At 49.5% G+C, this 20,127-nt stretch carries 19 protein-coding genes; 12 read left to right on the forward strand and 7 right to left on the reverse strand.

What is annotated here, in order from left to right:
• Positions 1–110 precede the first annotated feature (110 nt).
• From WN56_RS15365 to WN56_RS15375, 3 genes are read left to right on the forward strand one after another with little or no spacing between them, the layout of a single operon-like run.
• Complete coding sequence (locus WN56_RS15365; protein WP_046075814.1) at positions 111–1,148, forward strand: efflux RND transporter periplasmic adaptor subunit; 1,038 nt, start codon at positions 111–113, stop codon at positions 1,146–1,148.
• The gene (locus WN56_RS15370; protein WP_046075815.1) at positions 1,145–2,239 is read left to right on the forward strand and encodes an efflux RND transporter periplasmic adaptor subunit; all 1,095 of its coding nucleotides are present in this window, start codon (positions 1,145–1,147) and stop codon (positions 2,237–2,239) included. The genes WN56_RS15365 and WN56_RS15370 overlap by 4 nt, the downstream gene beginning before the upstream one ends.
• The gene (locus WN56_RS15375; protein WP_046075816.1) at positions 2,236–5,301 is read left to right on the forward strand and encodes an efflux RND transporter permease subunit; all 3,066 of its coding nucleotides are present in this window, start codon (positions 2,236–2,238) and stop codon (positions 5,299–5,301) included. The genes WN56_RS15370 and WN56_RS15375 overlap by 4 nt, the downstream gene beginning before the upstream one ends.
• Positions 5,302–5,611: 310 nt before the next feature.
• Here WN56_RS15375 and WN56_RS15380 read toward each other — a convergent pair whose 3' ends face one another.
• A complete protein-coding gene (locus WN56_RS15380) occupies positions 5,612–6,094 on the reverse strand; it encodes a PaaI family thioesterase (protein ID WP_046075817.1) in 483 nt (160 codons plus the stop codon).
• Between the two features lie 106 nt (positions 6,095–6,200).
• Positions 6,201–6,731, reverse strand: coding sequence for an NUDIX hydrolase (locus tag WN56_RS15385; RefSeq protein WP_046075818.1), 531 nt, complete (start codon positions 6,729–6,731; stop codon positions 6,201–6,203).
• Positions 6,732–6,864: 133 nt separating this feature from the next.
• Between WN56_RS15385 and WN56_RS15390 the strand changes: the two genes are divergently transcribed.
• A complete protein-coding gene (locus WN56_RS15390) occupies positions 6,865–8,184 on the forward strand; it encodes a DEAD/DEAH box helicase (RefSeq protein ID WP_046076061.1) in 1,320 nt (439 codons plus the stop codon).
• Between the two features lie 662 nt (positions 8,185–8,846).
• Here WN56_RS15390 and WN56_RS15395 read toward each other — a convergent pair.
• Positions 8,847–9,044 (reverse strand): hypothetical protein, encoded by a 198-nt coding sequence (locus tag WN56_RS15395; RefSeq protein ID WP_131825352.1) that lies wholly within the window; start codon positions 9,042–9,044, stop codon positions 8,847–8,849.
• Positions 9,045–9,244: 200 nt separating this feature from the next.
• Positions 9,245–9,784 carry a hypothetical protein gene (locus tag WN56_RS15400; RefSeq protein WP_231637467.1) on the reverse strand — a complete coding sequence of 180 codons (540 nt, stop codon included), beginning with the start codon at positions 9,782–9,784 and terminating at the stop codon, positions 9,245–9,247.
• Positions 9,785–10,060: 276 nt separating this feature from the next.
• Between WN56_RS15400 and aroG the strand changes: the two genes are divergently transcribed.
• Positions 10,061–11,143: a 3-deoxy-7-phosphoheptulonate synthase AroG gene (gene aroG / locus WN56_RS15405; protein ID WP_046075821.1), complete on the forward strand. Its 1,083-nt coding sequence runs from the start codon at positions 10,061–10,063 to the stop codon at positions 11,141–11,143.
• A 77-nt stretch (positions 11,144–11,220) separates the two neighbouring features.
• Here the strand turns inward: aroG and WN56_RS15410 are convergent, their stop codons facing one another.
• Together WN56_RS15410 and WN56_RS15415 are read right to left on the reverse strand one after the other, a co-directional pair.
• Complete coding sequence (locus WN56_RS15410; RefSeq protein WP_046075822.1) at positions 11,221–11,646, reverse strand: DUF3069 domain-containing protein; 426 nt, start codon at positions 11,644–11,646, stop codon at positions 11,221–11,223.
• 12 nt (positions 11,647–11,658) lie between these two features.
• A complete protein-coding gene (locus WN56_RS15415) occupies positions 11,659–12,099 on the reverse strand; it encodes a polymer-forming cytoskeletal protein (protein WP_046075823.1) in 441 nt (146 codons plus the stop codon).
• Between the two features lie 219 nt (positions 12,100–12,318).
• Here WN56_RS15415 and WN56_RS15420 point away from each other — a divergent pair, with 219 nt between their 5' ends.
• Entirely contained in the window at positions 12,319–12,957 is a 639-nt protein-coding gene (locus tag WN56_RS15420) for a YceH family protein (protein ID WP_046075824.1), read from the forward strand.
• A 5-nt stretch (positions 12,958–12,962) separates the two neighbouring features.
• Complete coding sequence (locus WN56_RS15425) at positions 12,963–13,241, forward strand: GIY-YIG nuclease family protein (RefSeq protein WP_046075825.1); 279 nt, start codon at positions 12,963–12,965, stop codon at positions 13,239–13,241.
• On the opposite strand, the gene WN56_RS15430 is transcribed toward WN56_RS15425, so the two are convergent.
• Positions 13,238–15,481, reverse strand: coding sequence for a bifunctional diguanylate cyclase/phosphodiesterase (locus WN56_RS15430; protein WP_082084478.1), 2,244 nt, complete (start codon positions 15,479–15,481; stop codon positions 13,238–13,240). The two genes, WN56_RS15425 and WN56_RS15430, sit on opposite strands and share 4 nt — an antisense overlap.
• A gap of 278 nt (positions 15,482–15,759) precedes the next feature.
• On the opposite strand from WN56_RS15430, the gene WN56_RS15435 reads away from it, so the two are divergent.
• The 5 genes from WN56_RS15435 to WN56_RS15455 are packed head-to-tail and all read left to right on the forward strand — an operon-like array spanning position 15,760 to position 20,125.
• Entirely contained in the window at positions 15,760–16,713 is a 954-nt protein-coding gene (locus tag WN56_RS15435; protein WP_046075826.1) for a DUF523 and DUF1722 domain-containing protein, read from the forward strand.
• The gene (locus WN56_RS16655; protein ID WP_052708134.1) at positions 16,703–17,533 is read left to right on the forward strand and encodes a MerR family transcriptional regulator; all 831 of its coding nucleotides are present in this window, start codon (positions 16,703–16,705) and stop codon (positions 17,531–17,533) included. The genes WN56_RS15435 and WN56_RS16655 overlap by 11 nt, the downstream gene beginning before the upstream one ends.
• Entirely contained in the window at positions 17,524–18,966 is a 1,443-nt protein-coding gene (phrB, locus tag WN56_RS15445) for a deoxyribodipyrimidine photo-lyase (RefSeq protein WP_046075827.1), read from the forward strand. Before WN56_RS16655 ends, phrB begins: the two co-directional genes overlap by 10 nt.
• On the forward strand, positions 18,963–19,403 hold the full coding sequence (locus WN56_RS15450; RefSeq protein ID WP_046075828.1) for a nuclear transport factor 2 family protein: 441 nt from the start codon (positions 18,963–18,965) through the stop codon (positions 19,401–19,403). The genes phrB and WN56_RS15450 overlap by 4 nt, the downstream gene beginning before the upstream one ends.
• The gene (locus WN56_RS15455; protein ID WP_046075829.1) at positions 19,400–20,125 is read left to right on the forward strand and encodes an SDR family NAD(P)-dependent oxidoreductase; all 726 of its coding nucleotides are present in this window, start codon (positions 19,400–19,402) and stop codon (positions 20,123–20,125) included. The genes WN56_RS15450 and WN56_RS15455 overlap by 4 nt, the downstream gene beginning before the upstream one ends.
• Positions 20,126–20,127 lie beyond the last annotated feature (2 nt).

Genomic DNA, 20,127 nt, shown 5'->3' on the forward strand with positions numbered 1-20,127 from the left:
ACTGGTTAGCATAGCGGTTAGCGCGGAATAAGATAAAAACAATGACCCATCAAAGACCTAGGGCCTGACAAACGCTGTCGGATCCTGGGTTTTATTGTAAGGAAAAGCTGATGATAAAGCGTTTTGTATTGAGCGGTTGCCTCGCTCTCGCCCTCGCTGGCTGTGGTGAACCCCAAGTGTCAGCACCGTCTGAAACACCGCCTCGACCCGCCAAGTTACTGACCGTAGTCACCAATGAAGATGGGCTTGCCCGCCAATTTCCAGCTCAAGTTGAAGCGGATGATAAAGCTTTGCTCTCATTCCGAGTGTCAGGGGTGATTGAGTCAATGCCGATCAAAGCAGGTATGGATGTCGCGAAAGGGCAAGTGCTGGCGGCGTTAGACAGCCAGCAGTATCAGCTGCAATTAGATAAGGCGCGTGCGCAATATCAGCTTGCTCAGGTACAATTTAATCGTGCCGAACGCCTGCATAACGATAAAGTGATTTCCGAACAAAGGTTTGATGAAGCCCGCTCGGCACTCAGTGAAGCGGCGGCTGGCCTAGAGCAAGCGCAGACTAATGTGAATTATACGCAACTAAAAGCGCCGTATGCGGGAACTGTCTCACTCCGAATGAAAGAGCGTAATGAATTCGCTCAAGCGCAAGCGCCAGTGTTACACATTCAATCTAAAGATATTATTAATGTCAGTTTCCAATTACCAGAGCGCTACTTTCACTATTTTGCTCAGCATGTTGACACACTCGTGCCGAAGGTGTCATTTGATACCCATCCATCGCGACAGTTTCCTGCACAGTTTAAAGAAATCGACACAGAGGCGGATCCCAAAACCGCCTCTTACCATGTCACGGTGAGTTTAAATCGGCCTGATGCCATCAATGTATTGCCAGGCATGGCAGCAAAAGTGCATGCCACCATTCCTACCGAGTCACAAACGCAAATACCGGACTCTGCTTTGCTCGACGCAAATGGTGAGAAAGCCGTGTGGCGTGTCAGTCGACAAGGAACCGTTAAGTTGACCCCAGTAACCTTGCGTGAAGGAAAGGTTGTTTCAGGCCTTGAAAATGGCGATGTCATTGTCGCAACTGGCGTCAGTGCGCTTAAAGAAGGTGACCGTGTGAAAGCATGGGTGAAGGAGAGAGGACTATGAGAGCGATAAAAGCCATGTTCGGTCTGCTCGCAGTTAATGCGCTGTTTGGATGCGAGCCCGCAACCGATGCTCAACCGGCGCCTTTGCCTGTGGTAACCACATTTACGGTGAGCCAACAGCAACTGAATGAACGAATCTCTTTTCCCGCGGTGGCAGCAGCGGCTGATAAAGCGACACTTGCTTTTCGCGTGCCAGGTGAGATCCAAGCCATTAATGTCAAAGCGGGCGATCGCGTGACGCAGGGACAGGTATTGGCACGTTTGGAGCCTACGGATTACCGCTTAGCGGTAGAGAATGCCAGTGCACGTTTTGACGTGGCCGATGCGCAGTATCGGCGCTCAGCCCCCTTGGTAGAGAAAGGCATGCTTGCCCAGTCGCAATTTGATGAGTTAAAAGCGCAGCGCGAAATAGCGCAAGCGGAATTGGCACTGGCTAAGCTTCGTTTATCTTATGTTGCGCTCAGAGCGCCAGCTGACGGGGTGATATCTAAGCTCAATGTTGAGCCATTTGAAACCATAGCGCCAGGACAAGGGATCATGAACATTCATGACGCCTCGCGTGCTGATATTCGTGTGCAAGTGCCGGATGTGTTATTCACCCAAAATACGGGCGCGAGTGCAGAAGAAGTGCAAGATCGGCTACAACCGAAAGTCTTAACTCAGCAAGGGCAGTCTTACCCAGCCACGATTGATGAATACACGGCAGAGCCGGATCCGAGCAGTGGTGCTTTTGTGGTGACGCTAACGATGCCCATGCCAAAGGAGCAGTTTATTTTAGATGGCATGCCCGTACAGGTCAGTATTGCGAGGGAAGGGTTACAACTGACACGCACCGGACTTTCCGTGCCCATCGAAGCGGTGTTTAACCAAGACGGGGATCCACTGGATCGAGACCACAGTTATGTATGGATTTACGACAGCACCACACAAACCGTGGCGAAACAGCGGGTAACGATGGGGCGCATTCATGGTCAGCGGCTAGAAATAACCCAGGGTGTGTCTAAAGGAGATCGTATCGTGGTGGGAGGAACCAATCACCTGTCTGAGGGGCAAAAAGTGACGCTGGCATCGAAAGAGGAAAATGCATCATGAAGCAGGGTGTAGCGGGATATTTTATTCAAAATAAAGTGATTAGCTGGATGATCACGTTGATTTTCCTGATTGGTGGCACCCTTGCATTTTTGGGGTTAGGGCGGTTGGAAGACCCTGCTTTCACCATCAAAGATGCGATGGTGGTGACCAGTTATCCAGGTGCCACCCCCCAACAGGTGGAAGAAGAAGTCACTTATCCGCTGGAGAAAGCGGTTCAGCAGCTGACCTATGTGGATGAAGTGCGTTCGATCTCCAGTCGTGGCCTGTCCCAAATCACGGTCAAAATGAAACCCAAATACCGCGCCGATGATTTGCCACAAATTTGGGATGAGTTGCGACGAAAAGTCCATGATGCGCGTGGGTCGCTTCCTCCCGGTGTCAATCCGCCACAGGTGAAAGATGATTTTGGTGATGTGTTTGGGATCATGCTAGCCGTCACTGGCGAAGGGTACGGCTACAGCGAACTAAAAGACTATGTTGACTTTTTGCGCCGCGAGCTTGAGCTTGTTGATGGCGTAGGCAAGGTACAAGTCAGTGGCACGCAGCAAGAGCAAGTCTTCATTGAGGTCTCGATTCAACGGTTAAGTAGCTTAGGGATCTCACCGGACACCTTGTTTAATTTATTGGCGACGCAAAACCTCGTGAGCAACGCAGGGGCATTGCGTGTGGGTGATGAATATATTCGCATTCACCCAACCGGGGAGTTTTCCTCCGTGGATGAGTTGGGCAACTTGATCCTGACCGAAGCTGGGTCACAGGGGCTGATTTACTTACGTGACGTTGCCGAGGTAAAACGTGGATATCAAGAGGTACCGCGGCAGATTATTTCGTACAACGGCAAACAAGCGCTACAGGTAGGAATATCGTTTGCTGATGGTGTGAATGTGGTAGAGGTCGGCGACAGTGTGGATAAGCGTCTCGCGGCGTTGAACAGTGATCAGCCCGTGGGAATCAATGTCCATCATGTCTATAACCAACCCAATGAGGTCGATAGCTCAGTCAGCGGATTTGTCTCCAGTTTAGGCCAAGCGGTGGCGATTGTGATTATCGTGCTGCTCTTCTTTATGGGCCTGCGCTCAGGACTACTCATTGGTTTGGTGTTATTGCTGACGGTACTGGGTACGTTTGTATTCATGTACTACTTCGAGATTAACCTGCAACGCGTCTCTCTCGGGGCGTTGGTCATTGCCCTAGGGATGTTGGTGGATAATGCCATCGTGGTCGTCGAAGGGATACTCGTGGGCTTAAAGCGAGGACGAACCCGTCTACAGGCGGCTCACGACATAGTGACGCAAACCAAGTGGCCTTTGCTTGGAGCGACGGTGATCGCGGTAACGGCTTTTGCCCCGATTGGCTTGTCAGAGGATGCAACGGGCGAATACTGCGGCACCTTATTTACAGTGTTATTAATCTCCTTACTGTTAAGTTGGTTTACCGCTATCACGTTAACGCCTTTCTTTGCCAGCGTGTTCTTCAAAGAAACACCGCTTGAAGAAGGGGATGAGGGCAGTGATCCCTACAACGGGATTCTGTTTGTGGTGTATAAACGTTTTCTTACCGCCTGCATGCATCACGCCTATATCACCTTGTTGGTGATGGTAGTGGCACTGGGGGCCAGTATTTATGGCTTTGGTCACCTCAAGCAGTCGTTTTTCCCTGACTCCACCACGCCCATGTTTATGGTCGACGTTTGGTTGCCAGAGGGCACCGATATTCGTGCCACACAAAGTACACTGGATGAGGTGTCGAGCTGGCTGAGTAAACAACAAGGCGTCAACTATGTCTCTACCAGTGCCGGACAAGGTTCGCAACGTTTTATGTTGACCTATTCACCGGAGAAAACATACGCCGCTTATGGCGAGCTGATCGTCCGCGTTGATCAATACGATCATGTTAAACCCACTATGGGCATGGTGCGAAAGCATGTTCGTAGCCAGTACCCAGATGCGCAGCTTAAACTGAAGCCTATTTCCTTAGGCCCTGCTACCGGCTCGAAAATTGAGGCGCGTATTTTTGGTTCAGATCCCACCAAGTTACGCGCGATTGCTAAACAAGTAGAAGCGCGATTGCATCAGGATCCTGATGCGGTAAATATCCGCCATGATTGGCGTAATCGCACCAAAGTCCTTGAGCCGGCGTTTAATGAAAGTCAGGCACGGCGCTATGGCATCACCAAAAAAGATGTCGACGAGTTGCTGACAATGACATTCAGCGGCAAACGGATTGGTGTTTATCGGGATGGGACCAACCTTATGCCGATTGTTGCTCGATTGCCCGATGAGGAGCGCGTGAATATCAATACCTTAGAAGGGATGAAAATATGGAGCCCGGTATTGAAAGACTACATTCCTTTGCAGCAAGTCATTCTCGATTACGACATGCGTTGGGAAGATCCGATTATCATGCGCAAAAACCGCAAAAGAATGCTCACCGTGTTGGCCGACCCCGATCCGTTACGGGAAACCACCGCGGCGACCTTACTAAGCCGCGTGCGCACTGATATTGAGTCAATTCCTCTGCCTGAAGGTTACAGCATTGAATGGGGCGGGGAGTACGAGTCTTCCAAAGAGGCGAAAGAGGGCTTATTTAGCATTATGCCGCTTGGTTATTTGTTTATGTTCTTGGTCACGATATTGCTGTTTAATTCCGTGAAAGAGTCATTGATCATTTGGCTGACGGTTCCCTTGGCGGTGGTTGGGGTCACCACAGGATTGCTGTTGTTGGATACCCCGTTTGGTTTTATGGCGCTATTGGGCTTTTTAAGCTTGAGTGGGATGCTGCTCAAAAACGGTATTGTATTGATCGATCAGATCAATATCGAAGTGGCCAGTGGTAAGCAGCGCTATCAAGCCGTCGTCGATGCGGCGGTGAGCCGGGTACGCCCAGTGTGCATGACGGCCATTACCACTATTTTAGGGATGCTTCCTTTATTGCCGGATGTTTTCTTCCGGCCGATGGCGGTGACGATTATGTTTGGGCTCGGGTTTGCCACCGTGCTGACGTTGATTGTGGTGCCTGTGCTATATCGTATCTTCTACCAAATTCGCTATAATCCTGAATAATCCCACCTTAAGCACCGTTTTGACGGTGCTTTTTTGTTTCAACCTTAAGACAAAAGCGCCTGTGTATAACTTGAATTTCATCCACAAAAACGGTTGATAACTCGGTGAATTTCACCGCAATCTCGCGATTTTATCGGCGTTGTGTAAAGTCAATAATATAACGGAGAATTCAGAACCAAAGTCACAATGATGCTAGGCATTATGTAACTGGTTGATTATAGTGTAGTGATAACCAAGCCAGTCTATTGACGATACAGACTGGCTGAAGGCGTGACAAACAATAAAAAGAGACAAGTGCGGTGATGGGGGATTATTCGCCGATTTTTTTGACCGATAGCGTCAATTCAAAGGTCGCCATAGGCTCATCCCCGTGTAAGCTTGGGCATGTGGCCACAATGGTGACAGGCTGATTAACGCGATGACCCGTTTCGATTGATTCACTGATCATCTGGTTAATCTTGTCTCCATCAAGACACGTAAACACCACGTCATCCTCTGGTCGTTTATGAAAATCAGCGTTGACGGATTTAAACGCTAAGCTAATTTTAACCCCGCGTTGCTCGGCCATGGCCATGGCAAGAAAGCCACCCGCGACATCAGCGCCAACTGCCAACGCGCCGAAATACATACTGTTGAGGTGGTTTTTGGTACGTCGCCCCAGCGGGATTCGCATCGTGACATGCTTATCGTCGATGGAGAGGATCTTGGGCCGACACCAACCGATCATGGGTACTTTTAAAAAGCCAAACAACGACAAATGTTGATTAGCGCGTGCTAACGGAGACGAGAACATAGACACTCCTTGTTATCTGATCGTACCTGTTACGCTACCTTGGTGCTCAATTTGCCGTCAACATCTTGTTAACAAAGTTGTGGCCTAGTGCTTTATTTTTCAGAGGTTAGACGCCCATTGTCGGGATCAACCCATCAAATAGGGCACGGAGAATAATGGCGCAAGTTTTGGTGTCTGTGATTTGTCCATTTGCAACGAGCGCCTGTAACTGGGAAGGGCTCACCCAATAAGGCGCAATAAACTCATCGTCATCTAATTGCGTTTGGGTGGGAGTGAGCGCTTGGGCAATATAAAAATACTGCACTTCATCGCAAAACCCGGGCACAGGGTGAGCGATGCCGAGAAAATGCCAGCGAGTCGCCACATAACCGGCCTCTTCTTCTAACTCTCTTTTGGCGGCTTCTAGCGGTGGCTCCTTCGCTTCCAGTGTGCCCGCAGGCGCTTCGATAATCCATTGATTGATGGCAGGACGAAATTGCTTGAGCAGCAGTATATTGCCATCTTCTGACAGAGGTAATATCACGGCGGCACCAGGGTGGCGTATGACGTGGTGTACGTGGTGCAGACCATCAGGTGTCTGTGTATGGGTTTCCACCAAGCTGAGCTTTTTCCACTGGTAGCGTAGTGTGTCATTCATGTTAGCGTGGCTCTCCATTCGTGGCGTAATCAATATTTTTGGTGCGGTGTTTTTTGCTAAAGTATGATAGCATTCGCCGCCTTAATTGGCGTGTGCACGCCTTTTGCTTTTGATTGACCTTTGGAGTGATACCTTGCAATTTGACGATCTGGGACTCGATAGACGCTTACTATCGCTTATTGCCCACCGTGGATTTGAACAGCCAACAGACATTCAACGTCAAGCCATCCCCGTTGTAATGGCAGGCAAAGACTTACTGGCCTCTTCAAAAACAGGATCGGGGAAAACGCTGGCGTTTTTGTTGCCAGCTATGCAGCGTGTGTTGCGTTCTAAGCCCCTCAGTCGTCGCGATCCGCGTGTCTTGATCTTGGCGCCGACCCGTGAGCTAGCAAAACAGGTGTATGGTCAGCTGCGTATGTTGACCAGCGGCACCAGCCACAAACCGGCCTTGGTACTCGGTGGCGAGAATTTTAACGAGCAAGCGAAGGTGTTTCGCCAGTCGCCAACCTTTGTGGTCGCGACGCCAGGTCGATTAGCTGATCATCTTGAACAACGCCACTTGTCTTTGTCGGGATTGGAAATGCTGATTTTGGACGAAGCGGATCGTATGCTTGACTTGGGCTTTAAAGCGCAGCTCGACGCGGTTAACCAACATGCGGATCACCGTTTAAGGCAGACACTGATGTTTTCTGCCACTTTGGATCATCAGCAAGTGACAGACATCGCCGCGGGGATGCTCAAGTCTCCTAAACGTATTGCCGTAGGGGAAATTGAAGCGCTACATAGCGATATTGAGCAACACTTTGTGCTGAGTGATCACCTCGACCATAAACATGCGCTGCTTGAGGAACTGGTAAAAGCTAATGCGCATAAGCAAGTCATGATTTTTACCGCGACACGCGCTGACACAGAGCGTTTAGCTGAACGTTTTTCTCAGGCTGGCTACCAAGCGATTGCACTCAGTGGTGAATTGAACCAAGCCACACGCAGCCGGATCATGAACGAGTTTGAGCGTGGATTTCATGAGGTTTTGGTGACCACGGACGTGGCATCGCGAGGTTTGGATTTAATGAATGTGTCCTTGGTGATCAACTTTGACATGCCAAAGCATGCGGAAGAATACATTCATCGAGTAGGGCGTACCGGTCGTGCTGGGCAGCAAGGATTGGCTTACTCACTGGTAGGGCCTAAAGATTGGCGTAGTTTTAAAAATATCGAAGGTTTTTTACAGCAAAAACTCGACTTTACTAAGATTGAAGGCTTTGAAGGAAAGTTCAAAGGCTTTAAAGAGAAAAAAGCTGAAAAAGCAAAACCTTCAAGATCAGCTAAACCCAAAAAAGCACCCGTTAAGAACAAGAAAAAGGCGCCAAAAAAGCGAGATAGAAGCTTTTATACCAATGTGCCGGTTGGTGATGCGCCTTTGGTAAAAAAGAAGTCCAAACCTGAGTCTTAATCGAGCTGTAATGGCTGAGCGTGTTGGCGCTGACCATTAAACACTGACGCTTCCGCTATGCCAAATGGTGTAGCGGAACCTCTCGACTACGCAATATAACGATTGCTCTGCCACTTTAATGTTACTTTTAAGGCCTAGGCCGAGTATCAAACCTCTCTCCACGATTTATCTCTGCCTTTGCCTCAATATCGTGGCAACTTCCCTAACTAAAGGCGTCCTTGGTTAAATGTGATGTATCGCTAACAGTGAAAGCTGCGCTTTGTCGCACCACAAGGTGTTAAGTGATGAAACTTTATGCGTTCAACTGTCTAGTTGGCCAAAAAACTCACTTTTCTTTGCGTGAGATCGATTCTACGGCTGATTTTACAGTGATTTATCCGTAAACTACGTCCATCTGTTGGAAAGCGCTCATCCTTTGAACAACTTGAGCTGCTGGAAACGCGTATCACTCTGTCTATCATTTTTAAACTGGGAAAATTGCTGTGGAAACTGCACTGGTCGTTGCTTTTATCACTGCTGCGGCGTGGATTGTTCGCCGTGAACGTGCTGCACAATAATCTGCTGATTGAGCCCTTTTATACACACTCGTTTTATTCAGCAAAAATGAAAAGCCTTCTCCATGGAGAAGGCTTTTTTATGCTTACGTGTTTCGATGCTCGGCGTCAGTTGTCGTAATAGTCACCGTCTGACACTTCATGAAAGTCTTCTACTTGGCTGGCGGCTTGGAAGTCAGCAGCAGGCTTGAGTTGACGTCGCCGTAACATCGTTACTTGCTCTTCCAAGCGATGAGCGGTTTCAATGTTGCCTTCTTGATAGGCTTCTTGGATTTTTCTTTCAAATTCATCAATACGTTGAGTCATCACCATCGTTATACCCTCCGACAGTTCCCACGCACAATCACAACGAGCATCGCTGTGGGAGTTGCACCACGCACTAAGACGCCCGCCTTGTAACAGCGATTACGTCTATACCTTAAACTTAGTTTAGATTGACAATATAACCAGTGAGAGAGGTCACACTGGACGGCAACACAAGGGAGTGAGATGGTTACCGTTTGCTATTAATACAGGTATCTGACAGAAAAAATCAAGCGATTTTGTTCCAAGCCATTGGCACGCCACGTTGCGCCTAACGACAAGGTTTCAGTGGAGTGAAAGCGCCCGCCAATTTCCACTAAGCTGGTGGTGTCGTCTTGATCAAAAATGATAGAACCGACATACAAATTGGCCTCAATCGGTGGGGCTACCCAGCCGCGCAATCCGGCACCAATCACAGTGGCAAAATCACCGGTATCGTGCTTGTCGTCGTCTGGCCGCCGAAACCATGCGCCTTCCAGCTCGCCATACACATCGACAAACTGGTTAATTGGGGCATGAAAGCCAACACCGCCCGAGGTATACCAGTCACCTTCGAATTGCGTATCCCCTTTAGCGACGAAGTGTGCGCCTTCCGTAAATGCAAAACGTCCCAACCCGCCAATCCCACTAGGATTTGCAAGGACGTTGACCTGAATATGGTTGTAATCAAAATTGGTCGCATGTGCAGCGGGTACGGACAGGGTCATGGCCAATAGTGCCGCTTTACTGAGGCGTGTGATCACAGCATTTACTCCATTTGCATTTAACATCAGTGTAATAGCTTCAACGTAGTCAGTGCAATAACTTAGCCGATCTTGCGCCCATATTTAAACCACAGCGCACATTGCGTCATTAATTCACGAGGATTGATGTGTCAATGTTTTGTTTGATTTAGGCTTTTACTATTGCGTAAAAAAATATTTGCACAAAAGAATGTGGCAGGTTAGCGTAGGAGTCGAATAACGAAAACGTGGCAATCAGCTACGTGAGTCAGCGACACGCAAACACAGGATTAGCCCATGAGTGTACACCCAACCGATGACGTTAGAATTGACCAAATAAAAGAACTCCTTCCACCTATCGCTGTACTGGAAAAATTTCCAGCGACCGACGCGGCGGAACACACCGTATTTAATGCACGTCAGGCGATCCATAAGATCTTAAACGACCAAGACGATCGTTTGGTTGTCGTTGTAGGGCCTTGTTCTATTCACGACCCTAATGCTGCGCGCGACTACGCCAAAAAACTTAAACAGCTGCGTGAGACATTAAGTGCCGACTTGGAAGTGGTGATGCGGGTTTATTTTGAAAAGCCGCGCACGACGGTTGGTTGGAAAGGCCTGATTAATGACCCGTATTTAGACAACAGTTTCAAAATTAATGATGGGCTGCGACTAGGGCGTAACTTACTGCTAGATATTGCGGATTCTGGTTTGCCTGCGGCGGGTGAATTTCTTGACATGATCACGCCACAGTATATGGCCGATTTAATTAGTTGGGGCGCGATTGGGGCACGGACTACAGAGTCTCAGGTGCATCGCGAACTTGCCTCTGGGCTATCATGTCCTGTTGGATTTAAAAATGGCACAGATGGGAATATCAAAATTGCCACGGATGCCATTCGCTCAGCGAGTTCACCGCACCAGTTTTTATCAGTGACCAAGTATGGACACTCTGCGATCGTCGCAACCGCAGGTAATGAGGATTGTCATCTGATTCTACGTGGAGGCAAAACGCCTAATTATTACGCGGGTGATGTCGATCAGATCTGTGGGGCGCTGGCTGATGCTGGGTTACGGCAAAAATTGATGATTGATTTGAGCCATGCCAATAGCAGCAAACAATATCAAAAGCAGAAAGACGTCAGCGAAGATGTGGCGGGGCAAATTGCAGCAGGCAACAAAGCCATCTTTGGTGTGATGATCGAGAGTCATCTCGTCGAAGGTCGCCAAGATTTAACGGACGGTCAGTCGCTTACCTATGGTCAAAGCATTACGGACGGTTGTATTGGTTGGGAAGATACGGAGAGAGTGCTCCATCAATTGGCGGCCTCTGTGCGTGCACGTCGTGAAAAGATGACGCCGCTCAGTGAATCCGCTTAATTGCGTCTGTTTAGTCACAAGAAGCCCCCAACCGGTGGGGGCGAATCATAGGGGTCAGTGCATGGCACTGGCCTTTCTTATTTTTGGAAAATAGCTTGAAACTCGCGTTTTAATCCAGGCTTTAAACGTGCTTGTTTCAGTTGCTTCGATAAATCTTTGACACAAGAGCTGAGCACATCATCAAGAATTTGCGCTTTGTAGTTGTCGCGCCCTTCATCAGACATATCACTTAAGTCAACCTTTTCGAGCTCGCTCAGCGCATCGATACCCGCATAGCTTTGACTTATGGCGACGAGTGCGTGAAATTGATCATAGTTGTCGAGAATGTTTTGCGCACTGGCAGGCAGTTTCTCCCACGCTTCTTTGACACTGGCACTGGACGCATCATGTACCGAGGCGATCATCGTGTACATGGCTTCAGGGGCTTGTTCATAACGAATCACGCATTGTAGCTCAGGAGAAAAGCTATCAAAGCTGACGGGGGATTGATTAGAGTCGGACATTCACAGGCTTCCTTACGACTGTTTCGAGGAGGGTGGATGAGCTTTTTTGTCTTTGCTTGCTTTATCGTCTGATCTTGCTTGTTCCGCTAAGGGTACCACTGTGTCTGTTGATAGAGTGGCACGGTTCTCACCAGCAAGAAGCCCACCTTTTTCAATGGTCAGTTGCTCGGTATTCAGTACGCCTTTCATCTTTCCCTGCGAGAGAATATCGATAGCGTCTGCATCACATTGCCCCTCTACTAAGCCATTGATGGTGATATGCTTAGCGTTGATGGTACCGCGAAAGTGGCCAGATGCTGAGATAACAACGGCGTTAGCCTGGGTTATATTGCCTTCCCCAAATCCATCAATTTGAATATCACCCTCAAGATCAATATCACCGACCACTTTACAGTTTCTGGCGACGATCGATAAGCCATGATTCGGGGTAGACTTTGAACTAAACAGACCCATGTCGTGCACTCCACATACATCATTTTGGTCAAGTATATCATTAGCTGTGCACAGATGGTGGCGCTCTGGTGTACAACCCGATGCGTAAGATGTGATCCTGCTACCAGTATTGGTGATCGTCGCCTCGGGTGGATTATTGCGCGGTTATCGGCGCAGTGATTGCTTGCACGACATTCAGTTGATATAACTCGATGAAATCGACTAAATGGGATCATCGCTATGTCAAGGACACTCTCACCGTATCAGCAACGTGTCATCGGTTGTTTACTTGAGAAAGAAGTCACCACCCCGGATCATTACCCGCTCACACTCAATGCGCTGACCACCGCCGTGAATCAAAAAAGCAACCGTGATCCTGTCTATGAGATGGCCGATTCAGAGGTATTAGATATCGTAGAGACCTTGATTGAGATGCGTCTGGTTAGCCCGCAAGAGGGCAGCGGTGGGCGTGTTGCCAAGTATCAACATCGTTTCTGTAATACACAATTTGGCGACCTAACCCTCAGTGAGCCACAGAAAGCGATCCTTTGTGTCATGTTATTGCGAGGCGCTCAGACGCCCGGGGAGTTGAGAACCCGTACACAGCGCCTCTATGCCTTTAATCGTGTCGAAGATGTCGAGCGCACATTGGCTGACATGATTACGTCAAACTGGGTAAAAAAATTGCCGCGTGAGGCTGGGAAGCGCGAGTCGCGCTATCAACACCTATTTACTGACGGCGTTAATATGCCGGCGAACTCAGCACCGCAAGCGGAACCAGAACCGACCACCGATGCCTCTTTGGTGACGCGAGTGGGTGCGTTGGAGCAAGAAGTGGCCGAACTACGTCAGATGTTAGAGGCTGTTTTGGAGCGATAACACCTATGGATACGCCTTGGTTTGTTTATTTGATTCGAACGCGCCAAGGGCAGCTTTACTGTGGCGTAACAACGGATGTTAGCCGCCGGTTGATACAACATCGCCAAGGTAAAGGTGCACGTGCGCTACGAGGGAAAGGACCGCTGTCACTGGCGTGGCAATCGCAACCGATGGAACAGCGAACGGCGATGCAGCGCGAATGGCAAATAAAGCAATGGCCGAAGCAGCGTAAGGAAGCGCTATGTGCACGCTTTTGTTGTGTGCGTGACAATGGTGTTGATTAATTAAATAAACGAGTGATGGGTTGTGATTGCGTGAGGAGCGCAGTCAACTGATGGATATTCATTGAGGGGTAATAAAGGTGCCCCTGCGCATAGCGGCACCCCAGGTCAAACAAAAAGTCACGTTGATCTTCACGTTCCACACCTTCTGCGACCACTTTTAATTTCAGCAATTGCGCCATGTTAATGACGGCTTGGCAAATCACGATATCGTCTTTGCAGTGAGGCAGATCGGCGACAAAACTGCGATCGATTTTGACGGTGTCCACCGGGAAATGCTTAAGATAGGCCAGAGATGAGTATCCGGTGCCAAAATCGTCAATCGCCAAAGAAACACCTGCTGCCGCGAGTGTGTGTAAGGTATGTTGGTTTTGGCTAAGGTTCTCAATGAAAACTTGTTCTGTCAGTTCAATTTGCACACGTTCGGGCGGGACTTGATGGCGTTCAATGGCGCGCAGAATGGTATCAGCAAGGAAGCTGTCTTGAAATTCATGCCCAGAGATATTTATCGCGATAAATGGGGGGGCACAGTGCTGCGCCAGCAAGGTTGCATAGGTCTCTAATGCCTCATTGACCACCCAAGTGCCTAACTGCCGCATAAGCCCAGTGTCTTCTGCGGTGCGGACGATGGTATCTGGCGAAATCACCGCGCCCTCTGTATCTTGCCAGCGTACCAGGGCTTCAATCCCCGCAATGCTGTGATCTTTTAGATCGATTTGTGGCTGAAAATGTAAGCTCAACTCGTTACCTTGAATCGCTTTGCGGATGGCGTACTCGGTATCCTTTTTCTGATGCAGGTGGTCTCGCATTGCCATTTGAAACACCACGACTCTGTGATGAGAGAGTTGACGAGCGCGATGCGCCGCGGTGTCTGCGTGACGCAACAGTTCCTGAGCGGGCATGGAAGCATCGTATCGATAACTAATGCCGACGGCACAGGTCACAATAATCTCCTCTGCGTCGTGGAAGAAGGGCTGCTCAATGGCTTTTCGGATCTGTTTCGCGTAAATCTCCGCTTTTAGCGGTGAAAGCTCGCTGCCGACAATCGCGAATTGGTCGTCGCTGATTTTGGCAATATAGTCATCGGTTTGCCTCACGCGTTGTAGACGTTGTGCCAATTCAACTAAAAGCTGGTCATGCACCGCTTGCCCGTACAAATCATTGATCTCTTTCAAATTATCAATGTCCACACAGATTAACGCCAGATCGTGGGGGTGCGCGTTAGATTCATGTACACGCTGCTGAATATAGCGAGTGAGGGCATGACGGTTGGGCAGGTACGTCAAGGCGTCGTGATTCGCGATAAAATGTAGCTGTTGCTCGACGTCTTTGCGTTGCTCAATTTCATTTTTTAAATAGTCAATCGTGGTCTGCGCCGCCCGGCGAGACATCAAATTCACCTCAGCCAAATACAACGCGACGCCCAATAAAAGAGCCACAAGCATGCCGGCGATATAAATCAGAATGGGTAATGAGATAAATTGACTGGCGCCTGGCTCTTGCCAAAGCGCGAGCTGCATAGCGGGTTGCGTACCTGCTAAGGTTAAAGGTGCCGACCCAACCGCGGCAAACGGCGAGATGGTGTCACCAATCAACACGGTGTCGTTTGCCCAGCGGGTCATGGTGAGGTGTTGATGTTTATTGAGATAGTCGGACGCAACCTCGCCAACAAGCGCGTCAAGATTAACGACTGCGCCAAGATAGTAACTTGGCGCGGCGCGGCTATGACTGTAAATCGGGTAAGCAATTCGCCAACGGGTGAGATCGGGCTGATCCGTTTCAAGCTGGCCCTCTGGCTCGCCCACTACGTCAAACGAAAAACGCGGTTTATTATGGCTGGTATCTGCGTGTGTTTGCCAACTTATTTCCTTTCGACTGTCCGCCCAAAACAATGATGAAATATAGGCACTGTCTTGTTGGGTTTGTTGCACCAAAGCTTGCCATGTCGAGAAGGTCGAGGGCACATCCAACTCGATGTTACTGGCTAATGAACTAAGCCGTGTGAGTTGGGTATTAATGCTGCGTTCGACGGCGCTGGACAAGGCTTGAACTTCCACATTGAGAAGCTTTTCTGTGCGTTGCGCTTGTTGTGACTGGGCAGCCTGATACAACAAAAACGTCGCGACGAGCACACCAAAACAGACGAGCGCGATGAAAATGATCGCACGGCCACGAGGCTGTGCCGACCGCCTGGCAAGTGTGAGTGGATCCTCGTTGTGATCATTGAATGTTGATAAAGGCATAGGGCCTGCGCGTAAGGCTTATGGTGACAACCAGATAGTTCCAGTGTAGTGCTAAGAATGGGGGATTGCGCGTATCAATACTGAGACAGTGATCGGCCGCTTGCTGCCAACAAAATCTCGGCGTTAACCCAGTAACTGACGTGGATGCGACAGGGCACTTACTTGTACAAATAATTTTTTTTGTACAATTTTGATCTATCTTCTACTCTTAGTTGTACAACATATTATAAATGTACAACTCCGTAGCCGATGCTGCGCGGTCAGTGTAGAGGTGAGACATGTCATTCCCTGTAGGTGTTAGCGCCTGTGTTATTGGCGAAAAAGTACGATTTGACAGTGGTCATAAGCGTAGCCCATTTGTCACCAAAGAGTTGGCACCGTATGTCGACTTCGTGCCAGTGTGCCCTGAAGTCGGGATTGGACTCCCGGTGCCGCGCCCCGCTATTCGGTTAGTCGACAAAGGCGATCTATCAGTGAGGATGGTAGAAACCAAAGATCAGCAAAAAGACTACACCGAAAAAATGACAGCGTTCAGTGAACAAAAAGCGGAAGAGCTCGCTCACAAAGCACTGCGTGGCTACATTGTCTGTGCCAAGTCACCGACCTGTGGCATGGAGCGGGTGAAAGTCTACCGCGAGAATGGTTACGCCTCAGATATTTCCGGGGTAGGGCTTTACACGCAGGCACTGATGGCGCGCATGCCTTGGTTGCCTGTTGAAGAAGACGGCCGGCTTAACGATCCTATTCTCAAAGAGAACTTTGTTTTTCGGCTATTTGCGCTTGATGATCTTTACAAGAGTGTCGAGCAAGGGGTGACCAAGAAAGCCCTCGTTGATTTCCACTCGCGCTATAAGTTGGTACTGATGGCGCATTCGCCCGAAAAATACCGTGAACTGGGGCGATTTATGGCCAACATCGGCCATTATGACCTTGATCGTTTTTTCGAACAGTACCGCACCGCGTTTATGCAAGCCATTGCCATTCGTGCGACGCGTAAAAAACACACCAACGTGTTAATGCACCTGCAAGGCTATTTTAAAAACAACCTCGATAAACGCCAGAAAGCTGAGTTAGCGAATCTTATCCATGCGTATCGTCAGGGCACGATGCCCTTATTGGCACCGCTGACGTTGATTTCGCATCATCTTCATAATCACCCTGATGCGTACTTAGCTAACCAAGCTTATCTCAAGCCTTATCCTGATGCGCTGAGGCTTCGCTATGGCCTATAAGACGCCTCACACTCTAACTATCAGTCAGGTAGCGGATCAAACAGGGGTTAACCCCGTGACATTGCGTGCTTGGCAGCGACGTTATGGATTGCTTGCGCCTGAGCGAACGGCTAAGGGGCATCGGCTTTATCGCCAAGAAGATGTAGAGACTATCGCTCATATTCTTCAATGGTTAGATAAAGGCGTACCGATCAGCAAGGTCAAACCTCTGCTGGCTCACAGTCCCACGTCGGCCGACGCCGAAGACGACAGCGTGGCACAAGAGCTGATTGACTGTATTCATACATTCTCAGTCAAACGGCTTGGGAAAGCCCTGGATATGATTTTAAAAGAGTACCCCTTTTATTGGTTAGTTGAACATGCCTTTACACCGGTCGACCAATGGTTAGGTGACGAGGATGAAGCGGTTCGTGTATTGCAGCGCGATCTGTGGCAAAGCGCCGTGATTGACCGATGCAGAACGGCGCTGGCGGCGAATGCCAAACGGCATGCCCAGTCTCGATGCTGGCTTGTCTCATTAACGGTAACCAGCGAATACCAACGCGTGCTTATGGCGATGGCACTCAACGAGAAGGGTTACAGTGTCACAATATTATCCAGTCCGCATCAGCAATTGAATTTGGTGGTTGAGGTGATGCGCGAGCAGGGGGTGACAACATTGGCCTTAATGGCTAATCGTCGTCTCGATCGCGCCCAAATCAATCAAGTACGCCTTTGTCTTGCTCAAAATGACATTGACGTTGTGAGCCAAGCTTTTATCTGCTCCGTACACGGTGACGAGCTCGAAGAACTTAAGGAGAACAAAACGTTATGCATCTAGTCTGGTTTCGGCGCGATTTACGTGGGCTGGATAACCGTGCTTTGAGCGCAGCCAGCGAAGCGTCCGTTCCCGTGGTCGGGATATTTATTGAGACACCGGAACAGTGGGCATCGCACCATCTTGCCCCCAAACAAGCGGGCCTTATCAAAGCACGGCTAGAGGCGTTACGTGAAGAGCTTCGCGCGCAAAACATTCCGTTGGTGGTTGAGCGTGCGGCTGATTTTTCTCAATCGGCGGAAAAAGTGGCTGACTATGCCCACCGCATTGGTGCAGCAGCGGTATTTGCCAACAAGGAGTACGAGCTCAATGAAAGCAAGCGTGATGAACAGGCGCGCGTGGCGTTAGCGGACAAAGGCATCGCATGGTATGCCTATGATGACCGCAATTTGTTTGCACCGGACACCATAAAATCGGGAAAAGGTGAACCGTATAAGGTGTTTACTCCCTTCAAAAAGGCCTGCTTACGTGCCTTAGACAGCATGGATGCCTCACCGCGCCAAAAGCCACCCAAACGCGAGACAAATTCGGCCGTCGACGCGATCTTTTCACAGCTTAAACCGATTCACTTTGATTATCCGACGGAGGATGTCGCGGACTGGGCGTCCGATGAGAAAGGGATCCTCGCGCACATGCGTCGTTACTGCCGCGAGCAAGTGGCTGATTATAAGAGACAGCGTGACTTTCCCGCTGTTGATGCCACCAGTCAACTTTCTCCTTATTTGGCCATTGGCGCGTTATCCCCACGTCAATGCTTGGCACGTTTACAACAAGAGCATGCCGATTGGCGTGAGCCCGATACAGGGGCAGCTACCTGGCTTTCGGAACTTATTTGGCGTGATTTCTATCAGGAAGTGAGTGCACAAAATCCGGCAATCAGCAAAAAGTATAGCTTTTTAGCTTGGGGCGAGTCAGTGGTATGGGATAACGACCTTACATTGTTTGAGGCGTGGAAGGCGGGCAAAACGGGCTTTCCCATTGTTGATGCGGCCATGCACCAGCTTAATCAAACGGGCTGGATGCATAACCGGTTGAGAATGATTGTGGCCAGCTTTTTGACCAAAGATCTACTTATCGATTGGCGCTGGGGAGAAGACTACTTCATGTCCAAGCTGATTGATGGCGATTTTGCCTCCAACAACGGGGGCTGGCAATGGTCTGCGTCGGTAGGGACCGATGCTCAACCTTACTTTCGGATCTTTAATCCAACCACACAGGGAGAGCGGTTTGATAGTGATGGGCGCTTTATTCGTCGCTGGCTACCGGCGCTTAAACAGGTGCCGGGCAAGCATATTCACCAGCCTTGGCAATGGGCAGATCACTACGCCCAGACGCTAGATTATCCGCGTCCGGTGGTGGATCACGCCACTCAGCGCAAAAAGGCGCTGGCCATTTTTGAAGCGGCGAAGAATCAGCCTCAGGAGCAAACACCATGACTCGCTCGCCAACCCATGTCGGTGTGTCGCAATTTGTGACGACCTATCAAGCGCTCAATAAAGATAACTTGTCATCACTGGCGACGATTTATCACCCCAAGATTGTGTTTGTCGACCCGGCGCATGAGATAACCGGCTTAGAAGCGTTTATCCAGTATTTTTCGCTGCTGTACGAAAACGTTACCGATTGTCAATTTCATATACACACGACCGCGGTAGACGGAGACGATGCCTTTGTGACCTGGACCATGATGTTAACGCATCCCAAGTTGGATGGGGGGAAAACGCGACAAGTTCAGGGCTGCTCTCACTTACGTTTTTATGACGGCAAAATCATTCGCCATCGTGATTACTTCGACTTAGGTGAAATGCTGTACGAGGCGCTGCCTGTGATAGGTCGCCTGCTCAAACATATCAAAACGAGGCTAGGACAATGAAACACGTATTGATTACCGGTGCCACGTCGGGAATTGGTGAGCAATTGGCAAGAGACTATGCACGTCAAGGTTGGCAGGTAACGGCCTGTGGGCGAAACCAAGACAAGCTCAACACCATGGCTCGCGATCACGCATCATTAGACGCATTGGCGTTTGATGCCACGGATGGCGAAAAAACGCATCAAGCGCTGAGTAACCTAAGCGTCTTTCCCGATTTAATTATTCTAAATGCTGGGACGTGTGAGTATATCGACCATGGCAAAGTCGATGTGGCGCTGTTTAAACGCGTTTTTGAGATCAATGTCTTCGGCGTCCTCCACTGTATTGAAGCACTACAGAGTCGGTTCACCCACACTACGCATCTTGCCATTGTCGGCTCGTCGGCCAGTTACATGCCGCTGCCACGTGCGGAGGCATACGGCGGATCGAAGGCGGCGATTAGCTACATAGCCAACACCTTATCGGCAGATCTGGCGCAACAAGGAGTGACGGTGTCACTTATTTCGCCAGGGTTTGTAAAGACACCACTGACAGACCAAAACGACTTCGCGATGCCAATGCGCATTACGGTGGAGCAAGCATCGGCGGCGATTCAACAAGGATTGGCAAAAGGAAAAACGGAAATACATTTTCCGCGAAAATTTACCTTTATTCTCAAGTTTCTCGCGCTATTGCCTATGTCCTGGCAGCGAGCTCTCGCACGACGTATGACAAGGAACTAAAT

Source organism: Salinivibrio sp. KP-1 (genome assembly GCF_000968645.1).
Lineage (GTDB): Bacteria > Pseudomonadota > Gammaproteobacteria > Enterobacterales > Vibrionaceae > Salinivibrio > Salinivibrio siamensis.